General features: G+C 41.4%; 14 protein-coding genes. 5 read left to right on the top strand and 9 right to left on the bottom strand.

From position 1 onward, the window contains the following. Nucleotides 1-36: 36 nt before the first annotated feature. From MB09_RS04655 to miaA, 5 genes are read left to right on the top strand one after another with little or no spacing between them, the layout of a single operon-like run. Nucleotides 37-1,275, top strand: a complete 1,239-nt coding sequence (locus tag MB09_RS04655) for a DUF1015 domain-containing protein (RefSeq protein WP_045079703.1) — start codon at nt 37-39, stop codon at nt 1,273-1,275. Nucleotides 1,276-1,325: 50 nt separating this feature from the next. Next, nucleotides 1,326-1,985 carry a YggS family pyridoxal phosphate-dependent enzyme gene (locus tag MB09_RS04660; RefSeq protein ID WP_045079704.1) on the top strand — a complete coding sequence of 220 codons (660 nt, stop codon included), beginning with the start codon at nt 1,326-1,328 and terminating at the stop codon, nt 1,983-1,985. 52 nt (nt 1,986-2,037) lie between these two features. Further along, nucleotides 2,038-3,432 carry an exonuclease domain-containing protein gene (locus MB09_RS04665; protein ID WP_317619473.1) on the top strand — a complete coding sequence of 465 codons (1,395 nt, stop codon included), beginning with the start codon at nt 2,038-2,040 and terminating at the stop codon, nt 3,430-3,432. A gap of 40 nt (nt 3,433-3,472) precedes the next feature. Next, on the top strand, nt 3,473-4,321 hold the full coding sequence (locus tag MB09_RS04670; RefSeq protein WP_045079706.1) for an ion transporter: 849 nt from the start codon (nt 3,473-3,475) through the stop codon (nt 4,319-4,321). Continuing rightward, nucleotides 4,321-5,238, top strand: coding sequence for a tRNA (adenosine(37)-N6)-dimethylallyltransferase MiaA (gene miaA, locus MB09_RS04675; RefSeq protein ID WP_045079707.1), 918 nt, complete (start codon nt 4,321-4,323; stop codon nt 5,236-5,238). The genes MB09_RS04670 and miaA overlap by 1 nt, the downstream gene beginning before the upstream one ends. A 32-nt stretch (nt 5,239-5,270) precedes the next feature. Here the strand turns inward: miaA and MB09_RS04680 are convergent, their stop codons facing one another. The 9 genes from MB09_RS04680 to recN all read right to left on the bottom strand — a co-directional run bounded on the left by MB09_RS04680 (nt 5,271) and on the right by recN (nt 20,500). Beyond that, nucleotides 5,271-5,987 (bottom strand): response regulator transcription factor, encoded by a 717-nt coding sequence (locus MB09_RS04680; protein WP_045079708.1) that lies wholly within the window; start codon nt 5,985-5,987, stop codon nt 5,271-5,273. A 4-nt stretch (nt 5,988-5,991) separates the two neighbouring features. Continuing rightward, complete coding sequence (locus tag MB09_RS04685) at nt 5,992-7,551, bottom strand: sensor histidine kinase (protein ID WP_045079709.1); 1,560 nt, start codon at nt 7,549-7,551, stop codon at nt 5,992-5,994. 85 nt (nt 7,552-7,636) lie between these two features. Then, the gene (gene coaE, locus MB09_RS04690) at nt 7,637-8,212 is read right to left on the bottom strand and encodes a dephospho-CoA kinase (RefSeq protein ID WP_045079710.1); all 576 of its coding nucleotides are present in this window, start codon (nt 8,210-8,212) and stop codon (nt 7,637-7,639) included. A gap of 32 nt (nt 8,213-8,244) precedes the next feature. Further along, nucleotides 8,245-9,213, bottom strand: a complete 969-nt coding sequence (locus tag MB09_RS04695; protein WP_045079711.1) for a CdaR family protein — start codon at nt 9,211-9,213, stop codon at nt 8,245-8,247. Nucleotides 9,214-9,221: 8 nt separating this feature from the next. Next, entirely contained in the window at nt 9,222-10,223 is a 1,002-nt protein-coding gene (locus tag MB09_RS04700) for a glycosyltransferase (RefSeq protein ID WP_045079712.1), read from the bottom strand. A gap of 77 nt (nt 10,224-10,300) precedes the next feature. Beyond that, nucleotides 10,301-13,396, bottom strand: a complete 3,096-nt coding sequence (locus MB09_RS04705; protein WP_045079713.1) for a GEVED domain-containing protein — start codon at nt 13,394-13,396, stop codon at nt 10,301-10,303. 250 nt (nt 13,397-13,646) lie between these two features. Next, on the bottom strand, nt 13,647-17,207 hold the full coding sequence (locus tag MB09_RS04710; RefSeq protein WP_045079714.1) for a T9SS type A sorting domain-containing protein: 3,561 nt from the start codon (nt 17,205-17,207) through the stop codon (nt 13,647-13,649). A gap of 588 nt (nt 17,208-17,795) precedes the next feature. After that, on the bottom strand, nt 17,796-18,614 hold the full coding sequence (locus MB09_RS04715) for an enoyl-ACP reductase FabI (protein ID WP_045079715.1): 819 nt from the start codon (nt 18,612-18,614) through the stop codon (nt 17,796-17,798). 233 nt (nt 18,615-18,847) lie between these two features. Continuing rightward, nucleotides 18,848-20,500, bottom strand: a complete 1,653-nt coding sequence (gene recN, locus MB09_RS04720; protein WP_045079716.1) for a DNA repair protein RecN — start codon at nt 20,498-20,500, stop codon at nt 18,848-18,850. Nucleotides 20,501-20,549: the final 49 nt, after the last annotated feature.

The following is a 20,549-nucleotide window of genomic DNA, read 5'->3' on the forward strand; positions in this document are numbered from 1 at the left end:
TAAACACTTAAACTACTAAACTCATAAATCCAAACATTGGCCAAAATTATCCCCTTTAAAGCCGTCCGCCCTACGCGTGACAAAGTGAGCCTGCTCGCGGCGCGCTCCTATGACAGTTATACGGCCATGCAGGTAGAGTCGCGATTGCGGGACAACCCATTTTCGTTTCTGCATATCGTGAACCCGGGGTATAAGTATCAAAAGGAAATTTCGGGCGAAGAACGCTACGGCCTGGTACGCAACCGCTATCAGGAATTTAAGGAAGATGAAATTTTTATTCAGGACGAAAAACCGTCATTCTACATTTATAAAATCGTAAACCGTGACAGGCTTGAGTTCAACGGCATTGTGGCCGCGGCGAGCGTTCAGGATTACGCCGATGATGTCATCAAAAAACATGAGGACACGCTGGAATTTCGAGAGGTTATTTTTAAGGAATACCTAAAAACCGTGGGTTTCAACGCAGAAGCCGTGCTCCTCACCTATCCCGATAATGACGAATTGGAAGCCATAATTGAAGAGGTAATGCAAAGCCGCGCCGAGTATGAATTTACCACCACCTATCGCGACACGCACTATCTGTGGAATGTAGATGACGAAGTGCTGCTGAAAAAAATCCAACAGATTTATAGCAAAATGCCAGCGCTGTATATTGCCGATGGCCACCACCGCTCTGCTTCTTCATACCTATTAGCGAAAGATTTGAAGGAAGAAAATCCCAACCACACCGGCGATGAACCTTATAACTATTTTATGAGCTACCTCATTCCGGAAAGCGATTTAAAAATATATGAGTTCAACCGCTTGGTGAAGGATTTGAACGGGATGACAAAGGAAGAGTTTTTAATAAAGCTCGACGAACATTTCAGAATAGAAAACCGCGGAATGGAATATTACAAGCCTTCGAAACTGCACCATTTCAGCATGTATCTTGATGGCGAGTTTTATTCCTTGTACCTTCGCAAGACAAAATATGAAATAAAAAATGCGCTCGATGCGTTGGACACCCATATTTTATACGTTACGGTCTTAAAACCTCTTCTCGGCATCGAGGATTTACGGAACGACCAGCGCATTGAATATTCCCACGGAAAAAAGGATTTGGCATACGTAAAAACCGTGGTTGATTCGGGGACGTTTGCTGTGGGTTTTGGGCTGGTTGCCGTCACTACGGACGAACTAAAGCAGATAGCCGACGAAGGCCTGAAAATGCCCCCCAAGAGCACCTATATTGAACCGAAACTGAGAAGTGGCGTAACGGTTTACGAATTCTGAAAAAAGAGAAAAGAGAAAAGAGAAAGGAGAAAGGAAAAAGAGAAGTGATTATGACGATTTCAGAAAATTTAAAAAATTTAAAAAAAGCATTACCGAAGGATGTTACACTGGTAGCGGTTTCAAAAACCAAGCCCGTGAGCGATTTGATGGAGGCCTACAACGCAGGTCAGCGTGTTTTTGGCGAAAACAAAATTCAGGAAATGGAAGCCAAATGGCAGGAAATGCCAAAGGATGTGGAGTGGCACATGATTGGCCACGTGCAGCGCAACAAGGTAAAATATATGGCTCCTTTCGTGAGTCTGATTCACGCGGTGGACAGCTTAAAACTTTTAAAGGAAATCAACAAAGAAGCCCTAAAGAATAACCGGACCATCAATTGCTTGCTTCAAGTAAAGATAGCCGAAGAAGAGAGTAAATTTGGAATGGACGAAGCCGACGCCGCTTCCCTCCTCGCTTCCGAGGCATTTAAAAAACTTCAGAATGTAAAAGTTGTGGGCCTTATGGGAATGGCAACCTTTACCGATGATGAAAGGCAGATTTCAGAAGAATTTCAGAAATTGAAGGATGTTTTTGAAAAATTCAAGGTTCAAGATTCAAGATTTAAAATTCTCAGTATGGGAATGAGCGGCGATTACAAAATCGCAATCGAACACGGCAGCAATATGGTGCGTGTGGGAAGTGCGATTTTTGGGGAACGGAATTACGAGTAAACAGTTTTCTGTAGCGGTAAGCAGTCTTTACAATAAAAAATAAAAATAGAGAATAGTCAATAAACGGATGTACGCAATTTTAGACATAGAGACGACGGGTGGAAAATACAATGAGGAAGGGATTACCGAAATTGCAATTTACAAATTTGACGGTCACAAAATCGTGGACCAGTTTTCAAGTTTAATCAATCCCGAAAAGCCCATCCAGCCATTTGTTGTAAACCTAACGGGCATTAATAATGAAATGCTCCGGCACGCGCCCAAGTTTTACGAAGTGGCCAAACGCATCATCGAAATTACCGATGGCTGTATTATGGTGGCGCACAATGCCCTTTTCGATAATAGAATCCTTACCACCGAATTTGACCGATTAGGCTACCCATTTGAAAAGGAAACCCTTTGCACGGTGGAGCTCGCAAAAAAGTTGATACCCGATATGCCTTCATACAGTTTGGGAAAATTGGTGCGCTCGTTGGGCATTCCGTTAAGCGACCGCCACCGCGCCCAGGGAGATGCAAAGGCTACCGTGGCACTTTTTAAAATGTTGTTGGCAAAGGACACTTCCAAAGAAATAATTACGGAAACGCTCCGCAAAGACCCAAAACGGGAAATGGCGCCAAAACTTCTCGATATTATTGAAAACGCACCTTCTGAAACGGGTGTGTATTATATGCACAACGAAGCGGGAAACATAATTTACATCGGCAAGAGCAGGAATATCCGAAAAAGGTTGATGCAGCATTTTACCAACGATAACCGGAAGTCAAAAAAAATCCAACGGGAAGTTAAAGCGGTCACTTTTGAAAAAACGGGGAATGAAATGATAGCGCTTTTGAAGGAGTTTGAAGAAATAAAACAAAACAGGCCGCTATTTAACCGATCGCTTCGGCATCCGGTTTTTACACATCAACTCACCTCTTTTGTTGACGAAAACGGTTACATAAACCTAAAGATTGAAAAAGCGGACGGCAGAAAAAAGGCCATTTCTACGTTCAGTAATTATCAACAGGCAAAATCTGCACTTTTCAGAATAACTGAGGAAAACCAACTGTGCCAAAAGCTTACGGGACTTTACGAGACCAAAAAACAGTGTTTCAATTATTCCATTAATGAGTGTTACGGAGCTTGTGTTAACAAGGAACCGGCTGCCGAATATAACAACCGCGTACAGGCATTTTTGGAGCAGCATGCCAATGAAAACCAAAACCTGCTAATCATAGACCGCGGACGGGACGTGGAGGAACGCTCCGTGATTTTGATTGAAAACGGAAAATTCAAAGGCTATGGATTTTATAATTTGAATTATCAGATCAACAATCCCGAAATTCTAAAAAGCATTATCAACCCAATGCAGGACAGCCGTGACGTTCGGCATATTATTCAAAATTACCTTCGGAAGAATAAAGTGCTTAAAACCATAAACCTTTCTGTTAATAAAGTCAATTAAGCTAAAAGTTGCTTATTTTTAGTCATTCAAAAAAATTATCTTGAAACCAACCAATAAAAAATCCTGGCGCTACAGGCTTCACGAAATAATCTACGAAGCCGATACGCCTATGGGAAGGCTTTTCGACATTGTCCTCCTGATACTTATTCTGCTGAGCGTTGTGATCGTAATGCTGGAGAGCGTACGTTCCATCGATTTGGAATACCACCGGTTGTTTTATATAATTGAATGGATTATAACCATTTTCTTTACCATTGAATATATCGCGCGCATCATCACCGTAAAAAAACCAAGGCACTATATTTTCAGTTTTTATGGAATTATTGACTTTCTTTCCACCATTCCGTTATATCTGTCGTTCATACTTGTGGGGAGCAATTATTTGCTTACCGTGCGGGCGTTGCGACTGTTGCGGGTTTTCAGAATTTTAAAGATAACGCGGTACATTGGCGAAGGCAACAAGTTGAAAAAGGCACTGATAGAAAGCCGCCCGAAAATCTTTATCTTCATATTTGCCGTTCTCATCGTAGCCATTATTGCCGGAACCCTTATGTATCTTATTGAAGGAGAGGAAAGCGGTTTCAAAAGTATTCCCGTGAGCGTATATTGGTGTATTGTAACCCTAACCACCGTAGGTTTTGGCGATATTGCGCCTGTTACTCCGGCCGGGCAGTTTTTGGCAACCATCATAATGATTCTTGGGTATGGAGTTATCGCAGTGCCAACAGGAATTGTGAGCGCCCAATACTTAAGAAAGGCAAGTGATGATTACGTTCACGTAAATACCCAATCTTGCAGAAATTGCGGGGCGCAACGACACAGAGACGATGCCAAATTTTGCCACAAGTGTGGGGACGAACTAAACCCAAAAAGTCACGTAGAAACATAATGTCTTCAAAAAAGCCATTGTTAATATGTGTAGTGGGTGCTACCGCCATCGGCAAGACTTCCTTGGCCGTAAAACTTGCGCAGGCTTTTTCTACGGAAATCATTTCGGCAGATTCGCGGCAGTTTTTTAAGGAAATGACCATTGGCACTGCCGTTCCCAGCAAACAGGAATTAAGCGCCGCCCCGCACCATTTCATTCAAAATAAAAGTATTTTTGAAGCGTATTCCGTAGGCGATTTTGAGCGGGATGCGATTGCGTTGTTGGAAAATCTTTTTAAAAAAAATCAAATCGTTATAATGGTCGGCGGCTCTGGCCTTTATGTGGATGCCGTGGTGAAAGGTCTGGACAATTTTCCAAAAGTGCCTTCGGAAATAAGGGAACAGTTGAATCTGGAGTTAAATGAAAAGGGCCTTGAGGCACTACAAAATGAATTGAGGAATGCAGATCCCGTATATTTTGAGAAGGTGGATATCCAAAATCCTCACCGAGTAATTCGGGCTTTGGAAATCTATCGCGCCACCGGGAAACCATATTCGTCCTTCCTTAAAAAAGAAAATATACAAAGAGACTTCAATACTTTATTTATTGGTTTAACTGTCAATAGGGAAATAATCTACGAACGCATTAATCATCGGGTAGATACTATGATTAAGGAAGGGCTAATAGATGAGGCGAAATCGCTTTTTCAATACAAAGAAGAAAATGCACTGCAAACAGTGGGCTATCGCGAACTTTTTGAATATTTTGAGGGTAAAATTTCTTTGGAAGAAGCCATTTTAGAAATTAAAAAAAATACGCGCAGATTTGCAAAACGCCAAAATACCTGGTTTAAAAAAAATGAGGCTATCCATTGGTTTGATTACGATACGGAGGTCTCGGAAATTATAAATTTTATAAATGAAAAAAACGCCCTTTAGAGGCGTTTTTTTACACTTATCTTAATCTGTAATTAATTGTCAACTTCGCTCTTCACCACCAAACGGAATCCTTCGCCGTGAATATTGATGATTTCCACTCCATCGTCCTTGCTTAGATATTTACGCAATTTGGCAATGTAAACGTCCATACTACGGGAGGTAAAGTAGTTATCATCCCTCCAAATCTTGGTTAAGGCAAGCTCGCGCGGCATCAAGTCGTTTTTGTGCAGTGCCAAAAGCCGCAACAATTCGTTCTCCTTTGGAGAAAGTTTAATAGGTGTTTCCTTGTTATAGGTTAAGAATCGCAGTTTGGAATTTAGGTGGAAATTGCCAATCTGAAATTCAAATTGCTTGCTATCTGCAATAGAATCTGTAGCTTTCCTTTGAATGATTGCCTTAATTTTCATCAAAAGTACCTCGCTGTCAAAAGGCTTATTTAGGTAATCATCGGCCCCTACCTTGTACCCTTTAAGCACATCTTCCTTCATGGCCTTTGCGGTAAGGAAAATGATAGGCACATCCTCGTTTTTCTCCCGGATTTCCTTAGCCAATGTGAAGCCATCTTTATAAGGCATCATTACATCTAGTATGCAAAGATCGAAATCATCCTTTTTAAATTTTTCAAAACCTTCCATCCCGTTTTTTGCGTGGGTTACGTTATAATCGTTCATGGCTAGGTAATCTTTTAATACTGTCCCAAAGTTGGGATCGTCTTCCACAAGAAGGATTTTTTTGTTTTCTGTTTCCATAATTTTAAGATATTAAGTGTAGTTTTATAATAAATGTGCTGCCTTTTCCTTTTTCGCTTTCTACGTAAATTTCGGCATCGTGATCATCCAAAATACGTTTTACATAGGCTAAACCAAGGCCATGCCCTTTAACATTATGTATGTCGCCGGTATGTTCGCGGTAAAATTTTTCAAAAATGCGTTTTTGCACGGGTTTGCTCATTCCCATACCCTGATCGCGGATTTTTAGGATAATGCTATTCTTTACGTTTTCTGAATAGATATCTATCTTTGGTTCGTCTTCGGAATATTTTATTGCATTGTCAAGTATATTTACCAGAACATTGCTTAGGTGTGATTCATTAGCCAAGACGGTTGACTTGAGCGCCCCAAAATGCGTATGCACATATCCTCCCCTGTCTTCTATTATCAGGCTTACGTGCGAAATGGCATCTTCAACTATATCCTGCAAATCCAGTCGCTCCTTGGGCAGATCGAGTTCGTTTTTTTCAAGTTTTGAAATTCGCAAAACATTTTCAACCTGTGCATTCATCCGCCTATTTTCATCCCTTATCATTCCCAGATATCGATCCAAAAATTCCCTGTTGTCCTTTACCTTCGGATTTTTCAACGAATCCAACGCCAAATTAATGGTCGCTATGGGAGTTTTGAACTCGTGGGTCATGTTGTTTATAAAATCACTTTTTATTTGTGATATCTGTCTCTGTTTATAAATTTGCGATATGGCACTGGAATATGCTAAAATTATCACCGCCGTAAAGACCAGTGAAAGGATAGCCATACCCAGAATACTATTAAGAACCAACTTTTCCTTTTCAGAAAAGTTTACATACAGTTCATAATTATTGCTGTTTTCATTACCGAAAAGCGGAATTGTATAGGTGCTTTCTTCATTAAACTTAAAATCTTTGGAGCGTACCTTCGTTTCCAGATTGTTGCTATAAATGGCAAACTCAAATTTAGATTTTAACCCTCTTTCCTTTAGTTCCTTCGCTATTAGGCTTCTTATCTCCTCTGCGGTTACTCTTTTGTAGATAGGTACCATCGCAGTAACATTGCCTACAAAATCCTCAAATTGCTTACGTTCATAATCCTTCATTCTGGAGAAGGATTCTACCCTCGTATCTGTCGTGGTTATTCCGTCCAGCCCTTCAGAAATTTTTGTTTTTGTCTTTCTGCTGGTAAGTTTCCGGAACTGCACACTATCCATATCCGAATCGAATAGTCCCGTGGAGAGTTTATAATCCTGTTCTAAAATTCCATCGGTAAAAATGTAGGTTTCATTTGTGGCCTTATTTTGAATTCTATAAGCCAATTCGGTGAAACTTTGGTTGTCAGGAATTTGAATACTGTCCACATAAGCACTATAAACCTGATAATAGGCCTCGTTTTCCCTTAATTGAATTTCTTGGGCAACAGACAATAAAACTTGCTTGGAATTTATTGTGAACTGCTCTGCTTTTGTTCTATAAGCATTTGAAATCCAATATCCTTGAACGAAAACTATTCCCAATAATGAGAGGCTCATGAGCGCTATAAGCAATACGAATAGCTTTTTGTTCATACCTCAAAAGTAAGATTTTAACATTTAGCCACTCGTCCATTTAACCAAATGTTAACAAAAGATGCAAATGCACTCTCTAGACCGTCTAAAGCAAGGCGTTATGGATTTCCGCCACGCGAATTTTCGTAGCTTTCAGGTCTTGGTTATCGATGATAATATCGGCCAATTTCCGCTTTTCTTCATCGCTCCATTGATTGTCCATACGTTGCTCTATTTCAGCTATTGTAGATTTATCACGGGCCAAAAGACGCTCGATTCGCATGGATTTTGGTGCGGTGACAAGAATGACCTTATCGCATTCCCTGTAAGCGCCATTTTCAAAAAGAATGGCGGCCTCCTTAATAACATAGGAAGAATTTTGTTTTGAGGCCCATTTTTTAAAATGTTCGGCGACTCTAGGATGGATTATTCCATTTACTGCCTGCAGCAATTGTTTATCATTGAAAATTTTATCGGCAACAAAAGCCCGGTTGAGGCCTTTTTCGGAATATGCTTTTTCACCGAGCAAAGCTATTAGTTCTCGACGAATAACTTTTGAAGTATTCATCAACTTTTTTGCTTCCACATCTGCTATATATACGGGTACGCCTAACTGCGAAAACATTTTTGCCACAGTTGTTTTACCGCTCCCTATTCCGCCGGTAAGACCTATTATTTTCATTGAATTAATATTTCGGCCATTATAACCATCGTTTATTTAAAGACCAAAAAGTCTATCTTCTTGGGTTCAAAAACCACGTTTTGTATATTCGAAGGCTTTTTTTCCAAAGTGGGCAGCATAAAATTTTCTTCCTTGTTTCTTTTGGAATAATCGCAAATAACCCTAAAATTTTCCTTTGAAATGTCAGCAAAGTCATTCACGGAAACATCGAAAGAAACAGTAACATTTGGGGAAACAAGCTTAATGTCCATATCCGGCGGAAGGTTGATAACCTGCACTGGAAGAGTGAACTTGCCTTGGGAAAATTCGGCTACCCGTAAGCTTATTGTCACTTTATCGGGCTTTATTGAAACTATCTCTTCATTATTGCTGGTTATCTTGATGGTTTTCGAAATGTCCTGGTCAATATTCTCCAAAGAAATCTTCTCGGTTTTAATGCCCGCAATATTTTTCAGGCTTCCCGAAGGACCAGAAATTATAACGGAGTCTGGGGCGATCTTTAGACTGTCCACTGGCTTAAACCCATCCTTAAAAGTAAATTTATGTTGCGGGATTACACGCACCTTCTTCAGTACAATCGGATCCAGTATTACCTTCAGCTCTTCGACCGAGAGATTTTTTACAGCCAAGTTTCGGTTGAAATTGGAAGATACCATTCGGTTCAGTTCATTTTTGGAAATCGTAAAGTGATCCTCCCCTTTGTCATAATATTTGCCCACCGGCACATCGATCGTTGGCTTTTTAAATTTATAGAATAAAATCTCAAATCCGTTGGCTGTCAGATCAAAGGTTATGTCGCGCAGATTGCCTTCAGACAACGCCGCTGTTTCGGGAATATTTTCATAGTGAATTTTTGCAAGCATAGTAGCGGTGAACTCCCTACTGAACTTGGTTAAAATCCAGAAAATAGTAGCGACCAATAAAAAGAAAAGAAACCGTTTTACTTTTAAATTCTTGTTTTTCTTTAAAAACCCTTTTGCCATATTCTTGTTTTTCGCCATCTCTAAATTTACTTAAAAAATAAAAAGGGAAATTGTTTCTGGGGATCTTTCTTCAGAAAATTGATGAAAAAAGTAGCCTTTGCGAATGCCATTCCATATCCAAAAAACTGGATAAATACGGCACCTATGGAAAGAACGCCAATATAGAAACTATTATTTCTTAAGGAAGAATCTATTAGGAGGACCAGAAGGTAAAAGCCCAGTGGGATTAAAAACAGCGATGAAAACACGATTGAAAACACGAGCGATAGCAATACAAATACTACAAAAAACGTAGGAAACCAGAAAGTGATTTTCGAGGCTGAAGGATGCCATCTGTTTAGGATAGGACGCACTAATCCAAACTTTTTAACCTGCAAGTAAAATTTTTCCCAAGAAATTCGGCGTTTGTGATATACAAATGCGTTGGGAAGAAAGGTAGTTTGGTATCCTGCCTTTAGAATTCGCTGTGAAAGATCGGGGTCCTCCCCTGGATGAATTTTGGAATAGCCACCCGTTTTCAAAAAAGCCTCTTTTGATATTCCCATATTAAAGCTTCGGGGCTCAAAGTTAGTTACGCTTTTCTTGCTTCCCCGGATACCGCCAGTGGTTAAAAAAGACGTCATGGCGTAGTTAATTGCTTTCTGCAAAGGTGTAAAACTTTGATGGGCTGCATCTGCTCCACCAAAGCAGTGATAAAATTTTCTTTGAAGGAAATCATCTACCGCGTTCAAATAATGTGGAGGCAGCAAACAGTCGGAATCTAGGATTATAAAATAGTTTCCCTTGGCGCGTTCCATTCCATAATTTCGAGAATTTCCGGGACCTGAGTTTGCTTTAAAATAATATGAAATTTTGAGATTTTTGGAAAATTGGTCCACAATATCGCTTGCAGGTTCAGTAGATCCATCTTCTACAATTACAATTTCATATTCCTTATCAAAATCCAAGTGCATGAAACTTTCCAGGAGTTCCCTAACCTCCTGGGGTCTGTTAAATACTGGGATTATAAAGGAATATTTAATCTGCATCGGGCAAAGTTAATCAAATAAAAAAAGCCACCCACTTTCGTGGATGGCTTTTAAAATGACTTAACAATTTTAAAATATTAATTCTTTAAAATCTTGTAAGTTCCCGTTTGGCCTTCCACGGTTACCTTCATAAGATAGGTTCCGCTGCTAAGACCAGAGATATCAAGTTGCGACGTGGTTGCCTCCAGGCTTCTATCCACTACTCGCTGACCTAAAAGATTATAAAGTGAAACTCGCTCAATATTCTTTACGCTTTTTAGGTTCAATATCCCGGTAGTCGGGTTCGGGTAATAATTAAAACCTGCGATTGAATTTTCAGATACACCTAAATTGGTTCCGTCTATTACAATATCAGTAACTGCTCCAGAGTTCAGAACAAAAACATAGTATGCCTGTCCTGCAACAGTTGTGATAGAGGCAGAGGTACCTGGAACACACTGGTTGCTATTCTGTGGTACTAGAACAAGATCAGTCTCTACAGCGTTCTCATCAGGAGCGGTATAGAAAGTTACGGCACTAGCACCTCCTGGAGTGGTAATGCTTGCCACAGCAGTACCATCGCCAGCAGAAACAAAGTTATACCAAACGCCGTTGGCACCGGTTAAGTCACAGTTTTGTGGGTTACCATTCTCAGTTGTAGCGGCTGGCATTGCAACAGCAGGATCTGTGTAAGGTAATCCGATTTCATCTACATCAATAGAGTTTACAATCATGTCGTTCGGCGGAGGAGTTGGCATACAGCTAACATCTAAAGTGAAATTACCGGTTGCACCCCCAAAGCTGTGGATTAAGATATAATACTGCGTATTTCCATCACTTGCGAAAGTAACTTCCGATTGAAGACCGCAGGAATCATCATTTCCGTCAACGCAAACTAATGCGCCACAAGTTCCACTGTAAATGGAAATCTTTGAGTCGAAGTCTGTACCATTACACAAGGATACAGTAATATCACCTGGAAGGCCACTATCGTCGTTTAGAGAGTACCAAACACCTGGAGATGTGATAGCAGGACCACAAACAGGCGCTGTGGAATCCACAGTCGCTCCTACCGTAGTGCCCGTAACCGAATCCCCACAGCTAACAGCTATAGCTCCGCTACAATCGTCATTAGGTAAAGGCTGTGTACAACTAACATCAAGCGTAAAGTTACCCGCATTACTGCCAAACCCTTCTACCATAATATAATAAGTAGAGGTGCCATCAGAAACGAAGGTTACCTCGCTTTGAAGTCCACAGGCATCATCATTGAAAGCCAACTCATTTGCAAGATCGCAATCGTCAAAAACACGCAGTGCGGAGTCATAATCGGTACCGCCACCACAAAGGGAGATAGTAACCAATTGTGTTGAACCATTGCCGGTGAATTTATAAAAAACATCTGGAGCAGCATTACCACCAGAATCTGTGGCCGTCAAAGTTTCTCCCACAACGCTATCGCCGCATGCCAAAGCAAATGCGTTTGCACAATCGTCGTTTGTAAAGACCGGTGGTACACAAATAGACATTGAAAACTGAAGTACTTGCCCAGAATCTCCACCTGCATCATCACACACTTTTAAGTTCCAATAACCGTTAATATCCTCACCTGCAAATGCCGTAGCAAAAGCGCCGCCCATTGGCTCATAGGGTCCTACTCCGAAGGGAGCCGTAGCTAGCGTAATGTCAGCCCCTCCATCTTCAAACATAGTTCCATTATATCCATTATCAGTACCACCGCCAAGGTCATTGGCAAGTAATAATTCTGTTCCGCTTGGAGAAATTAAGTAAAGATCCAAATCTGCCGAAAAGGTATGTGCAATATCTATAGTTATATTTTCCAAAATAGCACCAGAACCGATAGTTCCCATTTCTGAAACAGTTATTGGGATAAGGTTTGGAGCATTTGCACAATCTACGGTTGTTGTTCCAGCACCATCTATATCAAAAGGAACCGCAGTGCTGTTATAAGCTGTGCTTGTGCAACTACCGCCACCAGCTGTGGTTACATTTACAGTATAATCTTCGGCCTGTCCAAAACCTGAACCAGGCGTACAGGAGTCTGTAGCATAACTGGCCTGGAATCTTTTAATAACTCTTAGTCTGGTTGGACCATCTGCAACTCCAGCCGGCACCAGAATGTTTCCAGTAGCTTGCTGGCCATCTGTACCTGTAGATCCAAATATGGTTCCAATTTCATAACGCTCACTTGCATTATCTAAAATACCATCTTGGTTCCAATCTATAAAAACGGTAAAGCTATTGGTAAAACCGCCTCCCGTATTTCCTTCAAGTGCTATGGGGTACGACATACCTTCTTCCATATCGCCCTCGATAGCGGTAAAATCCTCGTGAGCTGGCGACCCATCCAAAACCGGATCACTAACATTGCTAATGCCCGCAACCTCAACTAGCGTGATTGGCTCTACACCTGAGTTGAATTCCAACGGTCCACAGTAAGGATCTGGGAAGGGGCCTCCGCCGCCTACTTCTTCTCCTACTACATTAAATACTAGGTGCATATCTGGAAAACCTATGGTTGTTACATCAGTTGGAGTAGCTGCGCCACAGAATGCTGACTGAATATAAGTCGGAGAATTTTGTCCGGCGGCATTGGAACCGGGATAAAAATCTGCCGTATTCGTAAAGTCAGGCGAAAAAAGTTCCATTACCATTACCTCACCGGCAGGAATGGTAGCGCTTAAAGGAACTGAAACAACCGTCCCGTTATCTGCCGCCGAAGAAGCATAGTCAGCCGTTCCTTGCAGCGTAAGTGTTCCCCCTGGTAAACCAGTTGGGGATGAATAAATGTTTATAGTAACAGTAAGTCCTGTAGATTCCTCAACACCGAATTCAGCGGAAGTAACCTCGAAATCTCCAGCAATTCCAAAATCATTGGCTAAGTCAAAATCGCGAAAAAAACTGTCGTCACCACCAGGACAAGCCACAGAATTATTCGGAACTATGTTTTGGGAAACACTTTGTGTGATAACAACCGGAGCCATATTATTGAACAAAACGTTATCGACATTTGGAACATTTCTATTTAATGGTCCTTGTTCCGCACCCGCAGAAACCTTTTTGCCTGTCACATTGTTCCTACTATAAGAAAATGTGTCAGATTGAATAAACTGCGCTTCCATGGTGGTAAGAAAGCCACAAAGCATAAAAATAAGTAGTGTAAATTTTTTCATTAAAAATATAATTTAAGTTAGTAATTGATTTATGGATTAAAACTATTCTAAAAAAAGAACTTTACAAAACATTAGGCAATAAGAATTGACATCTCAGAAATTACCTTGAAAACCGATCCATTGAACTTTTGGGAGAAAACATTTAATACTCCTTCTTGCGAACCGGATGGTTCCCAAACACTTCAAAATAATTTAAAAAAAAACCACCCGTAAATCACGGGTGGTTCTTTATTAAATAATTAAAATAAACCTAGTCTTTAAGTACTTTATAAGTACCTATCTGTCCATTAACGGTAACTTTCATTATATAAGTTCCGCTACTTAGTCCAGAAATATCAACCTGTGCAGCTGTAGAATCAAGAGTATTGTCCTTCACTCGTTGGCCCAGTAGGTTATAAAGTGAAACTTGTTCTATATTATCCACACTACGTAGGTTAAGTACTCCCGTAGTTGGGTTAGGATAATAGCTGAAACCTGCTATTGAATTTTCAGAAACACCCAGGTTGGTACCGTCTATAACGATATCTGTAATAGCCCCAGTGTTTAATACGAAAACATAATACGCCTGACCAGCAACAGTTGAAATAGATGCTGAGGTACCAGGCACACACTGGTTGCTGTTCTGAGGAACCAGAACAAGGTCGGTTTCAGTGGCATTTTCATCTGGTGCGGTATAGAAAGTTACAGAACTAGCTCCGCCTGGAGTAGTAATGGAAGCAGTTGCTGTACCATCACCTTCTGGAACAAAATTATACCAAACACCATTTGCTCCCGTTAGGTCACAACCCGAAGGATTTCCGTCTTCAACGGTAGCCGCAGGCATGTGAACTCCTGGATCGGTGTAAGGGAAACCTATTTCATCAACATCAATAGAATTTACTATCATATCGTTTGGCGGAGGCGATAAAGCACAAGTTACGTCAGCTTCCCATCCGGCTCTTGGTACAGAACTGTCGCTCATAAATACAAAGGTCAATGCACCACTTGGATGGCTAGATGTAAATGGACCAGGAATAGAAGTTCCGTAAAAACCACCTGCAGGGAATCCACTATTTGTCGGTGGATTTCCGCTGGAAATTAATGGAGACGATGCGTCTGGACCGTCGTACACATATAATGCATCCCAGTTTGCCTCCACATCAAAAGCCGTAAAAGTAACCGTTACTTGCTCACCTGGATTCACAGGAGTTATTGTAGTGGTAACATTTTCACTATTCTGATAGTCGCCAGTTGGGCCTCCAGTATCATAGAACTTACCGCCGCAAGCAGGTGGGGTAGCAAAGCTGACCGGTCCTGCTAACTGGCTCAATCCATCTGAATCGCAATCTGCAACCACGTAAAAATCATAACTAAGACCTCCATCTAAGCCGGTAGCTGTAGCAGTGGTTGTACCTGCAGGCACAGTTCCGGTAGCAACTGGTGGATCGGTCATAGGGTTATCGCCTTGAAGGAATACATACCAGATATAGCCGTTGCTCGCGTTAGGCTCTGCATCCCAAGATAGATCAGCTGAATCTGCAGCTATATTGGTAACAGCAAGGTTTGTTGGTTCAGGACACGCTGGAGGAGGAAGAGTTTCCCCTATGGATGCCCAAGCTACCTGTGTAGTAGCCTCAGGCGTCACTATTGGTCCGATTAAGGTCGTGTTTCCTGTGGCCAAATCAACCGAACGCCATTCTGCAGCGAATGTTGTTCCATTAAATGCAGCCATATAAACCATGTCGGTTGTGGGATCATAACACATACCTTGACCAAAATTGGCATCAAAACCTATATTTCCTATAGCAGTAGCTGTAGCTGTAGCAAGGTCTATCGAGTAGAAGGTTTGGTTTACAAGCTCATAGGTATAACCAACGCCAGCTCCATCAATCGCAAGCGCGATAGGAAGATCCGAAGGATTAATTCCTGTAGCACCCACTAGTGTAGAAGAGATTGCAACCGGATCAATGGTGTAAAGATCAGCGCCTTGTATGGCATAGAGCGTACCAGTGGTACGATCAAATTCCATACCTACCCAATCTCCTGGTATATTGCCTAATAAAGTATAGAAACCAGAAACCACATCAAAAGAATAGAATTGACCTCCGTTATCAAGTACGTAACCGGTTGTTGGATTGGCTGGATCAATTGCACCAGCATTTTCAAAATTCACTGTTATTGGTGACGTTCCAAAAACCTCTGTAGTTCCAGGTGATGCCACTCCAAAACCAATAAGGTCTTGGTTGGAATTGTTGATACCGTAAACGGTTGTGAGCGGTCCGGGACCACCCCCACCAATAGGCTCGCACTGACCGCTAAAGGTATAAACTACCTCTTGAGCTGGATCGTCAATTGCCCAGGTACCTACTGTAGAATCAAATTTTGCATATGGTTCGCCCTCCACTGGGATATCATCTGTATATTCCCAGAAAACAGTACCCTGATTTGTTGCGGTGCCCATGCTAACTTCTATCCAATAGGTAGTATCAGATCCTGCATCTCCATCAAAAGTAAATGGCGTCACTGCCAAACTGGTCATGAATTGAAATGCAATCGGATTCGCCCAAGGCCCAGAACTCAAAATAGTGGGAACCACAGTTTCACTGCCTATCACAGCACCAGGCAAACCACCAGCATCGTCATAATAAACTATATTTGCTGTAATTGGTGGATCTTCCGGAGCGAAGGTAAGGAATGGGACCTCTATAGTATCTAAAACGAAGTCTTCTCCTGCAGCCACGACGATATCGGCAGCTGTTTTAAAGGTGGAATCTACGGAAGAACCAGAACCTCCACCGGCAACTGATCCAAAAGGATGATCTTGGGCACAGGCAGCACCACCACCTCCACCACCTCCGGCAGAAAGTACTTCAACTTCCCATCCACAAGTGTTTACGACAGCTGTGGCGTTAAATTCAAAGGTTAATGCTCCTGATGTAGAAGTAAAAATCGCAGAGCCGTTTGCAGCAATCATTCCTGCCAGTTCATCTGTAGTAGCATTTAAATTGCTATCATATAATTGAGGAGAACTGGTGTCTGGCCCATCATATATGTTTAAGAAGTCGAAATTTCCAAAAACTCTAAATGATAAAAACTCTACTGATAAATCGGTTCCTGTTAATGTAGTGGTAGTAACACAGCCACAATTAGGATAATCACCAGGATCCCCAGAAGAAGTTACAGAACAGTCGCCCCCTGGCCCTCCATTGGTACCATCAGATGGATCATAAAAGAAATCTCCCGTGGATACTGCAAAAGTTTCTGTTGCACCAGCTGTTGGAATTATCGCGGCAAGAGGATTTCTATTGTAAACCGTTGATGTATTTTCTACACTTACATTTTGGCCTTGTTGAGAAGCGGCAAAAACCTCTTGTTGCTCTAAAGAAGTAAGCGCCTCGGGGGCCAGAAATAATGGTTGTCTCTGCGCACTTTGAGCAGCCCTTTGCTGTGTAGAAGCTACTAATTTTCGTGCCTGTTCAGAATTATCTTTAACTGCCGAGGGTACAAATAATGGCACAAATTGATCTCTAGAAGCATTGATTCCAGTATTATTGCTAACCCCATTTCGAGAGTTGGCTGGAGCCTGGCTACTAAAATAGGAACGTAAAATTCGCTGTTCCTCCTGCGAAAAATATTCAGAAACAGCGCCATGGCGTTTTCCTAAATTTTGATACCTAGCCAAGAGCTCCTGCAAGGAGGCCACGGGCTTTTTTTGCATCTCTACATTCGTAGTGCCAGAAATGGACTTTGAGTTAGAGGGTTGAGTAACTTGGGCATTCATCGTTAGCGCGAGCATACCGACAAAAAGCCCAACAATAGTACTTTTTCTCATAATTTGATAATTTTAGTTAATAATTGACTAAAAGTATCTAAAATAATGTTAATATCAAATATTTTTAGCAACTACTTTCGGACTGTCGATAAAAAATATTCTCTATTCAGAAGCCTATGAATAAAATAAATGTGTTTAGAAATAATGACGAAGATTTTATTTTAAACAGAAATTCTATTTCTGATTATTTCCGTAGTTTTTATCAATTAACTGTAAATCAAAATGTTCCACCGGGATAGATTTACCGGAAGAGAATTTCTTGTCAACCAAAAATATTATTCGTGACTTCCCTATAAATATTACCTATTTATGGCTCTATTTTGGTGAGCCATACATCTCATTCTTTAGTGTTAGGAGCAAGTGAGAGCTCAAATAGAACTAAAAAACTCCGAGAATTCAGAATCTTAAAGCCTTTTGAATAAGCTTCCGCTTAATAGGGAAACAGGCTGCAATAATCTATTATTTCTTTTTGATGATCTGAAATTTACAGTGTTTTTAATAAATATTTTATGCCGCAAACCTTGAAATGAATCCAAAAAAAAACTCTTGCTGTTTCCAACAAGAGTTTTTCAATTTATAAATCATCTTTTATTCGCCGTCCACAAAGGCCTGCATCACGGCATCACTAACGCCCATATTGGAGAAGCCGCCGTCGTTGTATAAATTTTGAAGCGTTACCCGTTTGGTCAAATCGCTGAACATGGCAACCGTGTAGTTGGCACAATCCAGTGCGGTTGCATTGCCCAAGGGAGACATTTTATCTGCATAGCTTATAAAGCCGTCAAAGCCTTTTACGCCTTGGCCCGCCGTAGTTGGGGTGGGCGATTGCGAAATGGTATTTACACGCACCTTTTTATCCCTTCCGAAGAAATATCCAAAGCTGCGCGCAATGCTTTCCAGATAGGCTTTGTTGTCTGCCATATCGTTATAATCTGGGAATACGCGCTGCGAAGCCATATAGGTGAGCGCGACGATGCTCCCCCACTCGTTCATTGCGTCTTTTTGATAGAGCACCTGCATGGTTTTGTGAAAAGACACCGCGGAAATATCCCAACCTTTATGGGTAAAGTCATAATTTTGATTGGTATAATGATTGCCTTTGCGAACATTTACCGACATCCCAATGGAATGCAAAACGAAGTCCAGTTTGCCGCCCAAAATCTCGGTTGCCTTGGCCACCAAGTTTTCAAGATCTTCTATACTCGTAGCATCGGCAGGAATAACTTCTGAATTGGTTTTTTCGGCAAGTTCATTTATAGTTCCCATGCGCAACGCAATTGGCGCGTTGGTGAGTACAAACTTCCCTCCTTCTTCGTGAACGCGCTCTGCCGTTTTCCAAGCAATTGAATTTTCGTCCAAGGCTCCAAAGATGATTCCCCGTTTTCCTTTTAGTAAATTATAAGACATGTTTTAAATGTTTGTGGTTAATGGTTTCTTGTGAACTGTTTGTTGTTTGTTGTTTGGTGTTTGGTGTTTAGTGTTTGGTGTTTTGATGCTAATCTGTTCATTAAATATATTGAAATTCCAAATCGACTACCGACTACCGACTACCGACTACCGACTACCGACTACCGACTACCGACTACCGACTACCGACTACCGACTACCGACTACCGACTACCAAAAAGTAAAGATACATTTTAATTCAATAATTCCTTCGCATTGGCCAGGGCAGCTTCCGAAACATTTTTTCCGCCGAGCATTTCGGCTATTTCAACTAGGCGCTCCTCTTTGCCCAACGCTTTTAAATGTGTTGTCGTAACATTATTGACATCTTCTTTATACACCTTTAAATGGTGGTCGCCCTTTGCGGCTATTTGCGGCAGGTGCGTAATGCTCAGTAGCTGCATAGCCTTACTCATTTGGTGCATTATGGCTGCCATTTTATTGGCTATTTCACCAGAAACACCTGTATCTATTTCATCAAAAACGATGGTTGGTAATTTTTTGTATTCGGCCAAAACAGCTTTTACCGCGAGCATAATCCGGCTCATCTCGCCGCCGGAGGCAACCTTTTTAAGAGGGCCGAATGCCAAGCCCTTGTTTGCGGTAAAGAATAACTGTAAGCTATCGGTTCCGTTGTTTTTGAAATCTTCGGAAGGCGTAAGTTCAAACTGAAATCTCGCATTGGGAAGACCCAACGGAAAAAGCGTTTCCTCTAATTTTTTCTTAAGCAATGGAATTGCTTCCTTTCTTCTTAAATGAAGTTCTCCCGCCGTTTTCAAAGCGGTGTCCTTCAACTGTGCTTTTTGGTGCTCCAATTTACCTATCTGCTCGTCCAGCCCGAGGGTGGTATTTACTTTTTCCCCAAGTTCTTCCTCTATCGCAATCAGTTCATCCACGGAGTCAACCCCGTGTTTTTGTTGCAATTTGTAAAGCATTTGCAGTTTTTCGTTAATCTGGAACAACCTTTCGGGGTCGGCTTCAATATGTTCTGCGGCACTGCCTATTTCTGAAGCAATGTCTTCCATTTCAATTATGACGCTGTTCAGGCGTTCCCAGAAATCCTCAAACTTCTTTGAATATTCTTTAATTCTTCCCAAAACAATCCGGGTTTCCTTTGCCGTTTGCAGCGTGCCTATTTGCTCTTCATCCAAAAGTAGGTTGGCGTTTACAAGTGCTTCCTTAATATCCTCGGCGTTGTTGAGGGTCTCAAAATCCTCCTCAAGTTCCTTTTGGTTGTGTTTTTTTAGATTTGCCTGCTGCAGTTCATCGTAAAGAAAGCTATTGTAGTCCAGCTCTTTGGAAGCATTTTCCTTTTGAAGTTTTAATGCTGAGAGCGCTTCGGAAACCTTTTTATAATCTTGAAATTGAGCCTTGTAGGATTTTAAAATTTCCGCATTTCCCGCCAGAGCGTCCACCACTTCCATTTGGAAAGTTTCAGAAACAATCTCCAAAGTTTCATGCTGGCTGTGAACGTCCACCAAATAAGGCGCTAAGGTCTGCAATTGGTTCAGGGCGACGGGCGTATCGTTTACAAAGGCGCGGGATTTTCCGCCGGGCAATATTTCGCGGCGAATGATTGTGTGAGGCTCATAATCAAGGTCGTTTTCCTCAAAAATGATTTCCAGTTGATAATTTTTTATTTGAAAATGTCCTTCAATCACACATTTTTTGGAAGGGTCCTTCACGCTGCCCAGGTCGGCGCGCTTTCCCAGAACGAGTGCCAAAGCCCCTAAAATGATAGATTTTCCCGCTCCCGTTTCACCCGTAATAATCGTCAATCCTTCATTAAACTCCACGCGTATGTCTTCAATAAGCGCATAATTTTTTATGGCGAGGCTGGTTATCAAAATTTGGACGTTAAATTTTTAGACGTGAGACGTTAGGTTTTTTATTAAT

The sequence above is a fragment of the Aequorivita vladivostokensis genome, from assembly GCF_000952855.1.
Lineage (GTDB): Bacteria > Bacteroidota > Bacteroidia > Flavobacteriales > Flavobacteriaceae > Aequorivita > Aequorivita vladivostokensis.

Coding starts and splice junctions, on each gene's coding strand:
- MB09_RS04715 (WP_045079715.1), bottom strand. CDS start 18,614: ATGTCTTATAATTTACTAAAAGGAAAACGGGGAATCATCTTTGGAGCC.
- MB09_RS04685 (WP_045079709.1), bottom strand. CDS start 7,551: ATGAACAAAAAGCTATTCGTATTGCTTATAGCGCTCATGAGCCTCTCA.
- MB09_RS04700 (WP_045079712.1), bottom strand. CDS start 10,223: ATGCAGATTAAATATTCCTTTATAATCCCAGTATTTAACAGACCCCAG.
- MB09_RS04660 (WP_045079704.1), top strand. CDS start 1,326: ATGACGATTTCAGAAAATTTAAAAAATTTAAAAAAAGCATTACCGAAG.
- MB09_RS04710 (WP_045079714.1), bottom strand. CDS start 17,207: ATGAGAAAAAGTACTATTGTTGGGCTTTTTGTCGGTATGCTCGCGCTA.
- MB09_RS04705 (WP_045079713.1), bottom strand. CDS start 13,396: ATGAAAAAATTTACACTACTTATTTTTATGCTTTGTGGCTTTCTTACC.
- miaA (WP_045079707.1), top strand. CDS start 4,321: ATGTCTTCAAAAAAGCCATTGTTAATATGTGTAGTGGGTGCTACCGCC.
- coaE (WP_045079710.1), bottom strand. CDS start 8,212: ATGAAAATAATAGGTCTTACCGGCGGAATAGGGAGCGGTAAAACAACT.
- MB09_RS04695 (WP_045079711.1), bottom strand. CDS start 9,213: ATGGCGAAAAACAAGAATATGGCAAAAGGGTTTTTAAAGAAAAACAAG.
- MB09_RS04680 (WP_045079708.1), bottom strand. CDS start 5,987: ATGGAAACAGAAAACAAAAAAATCCTTCTTGTGGAAGACGATCCCAAC.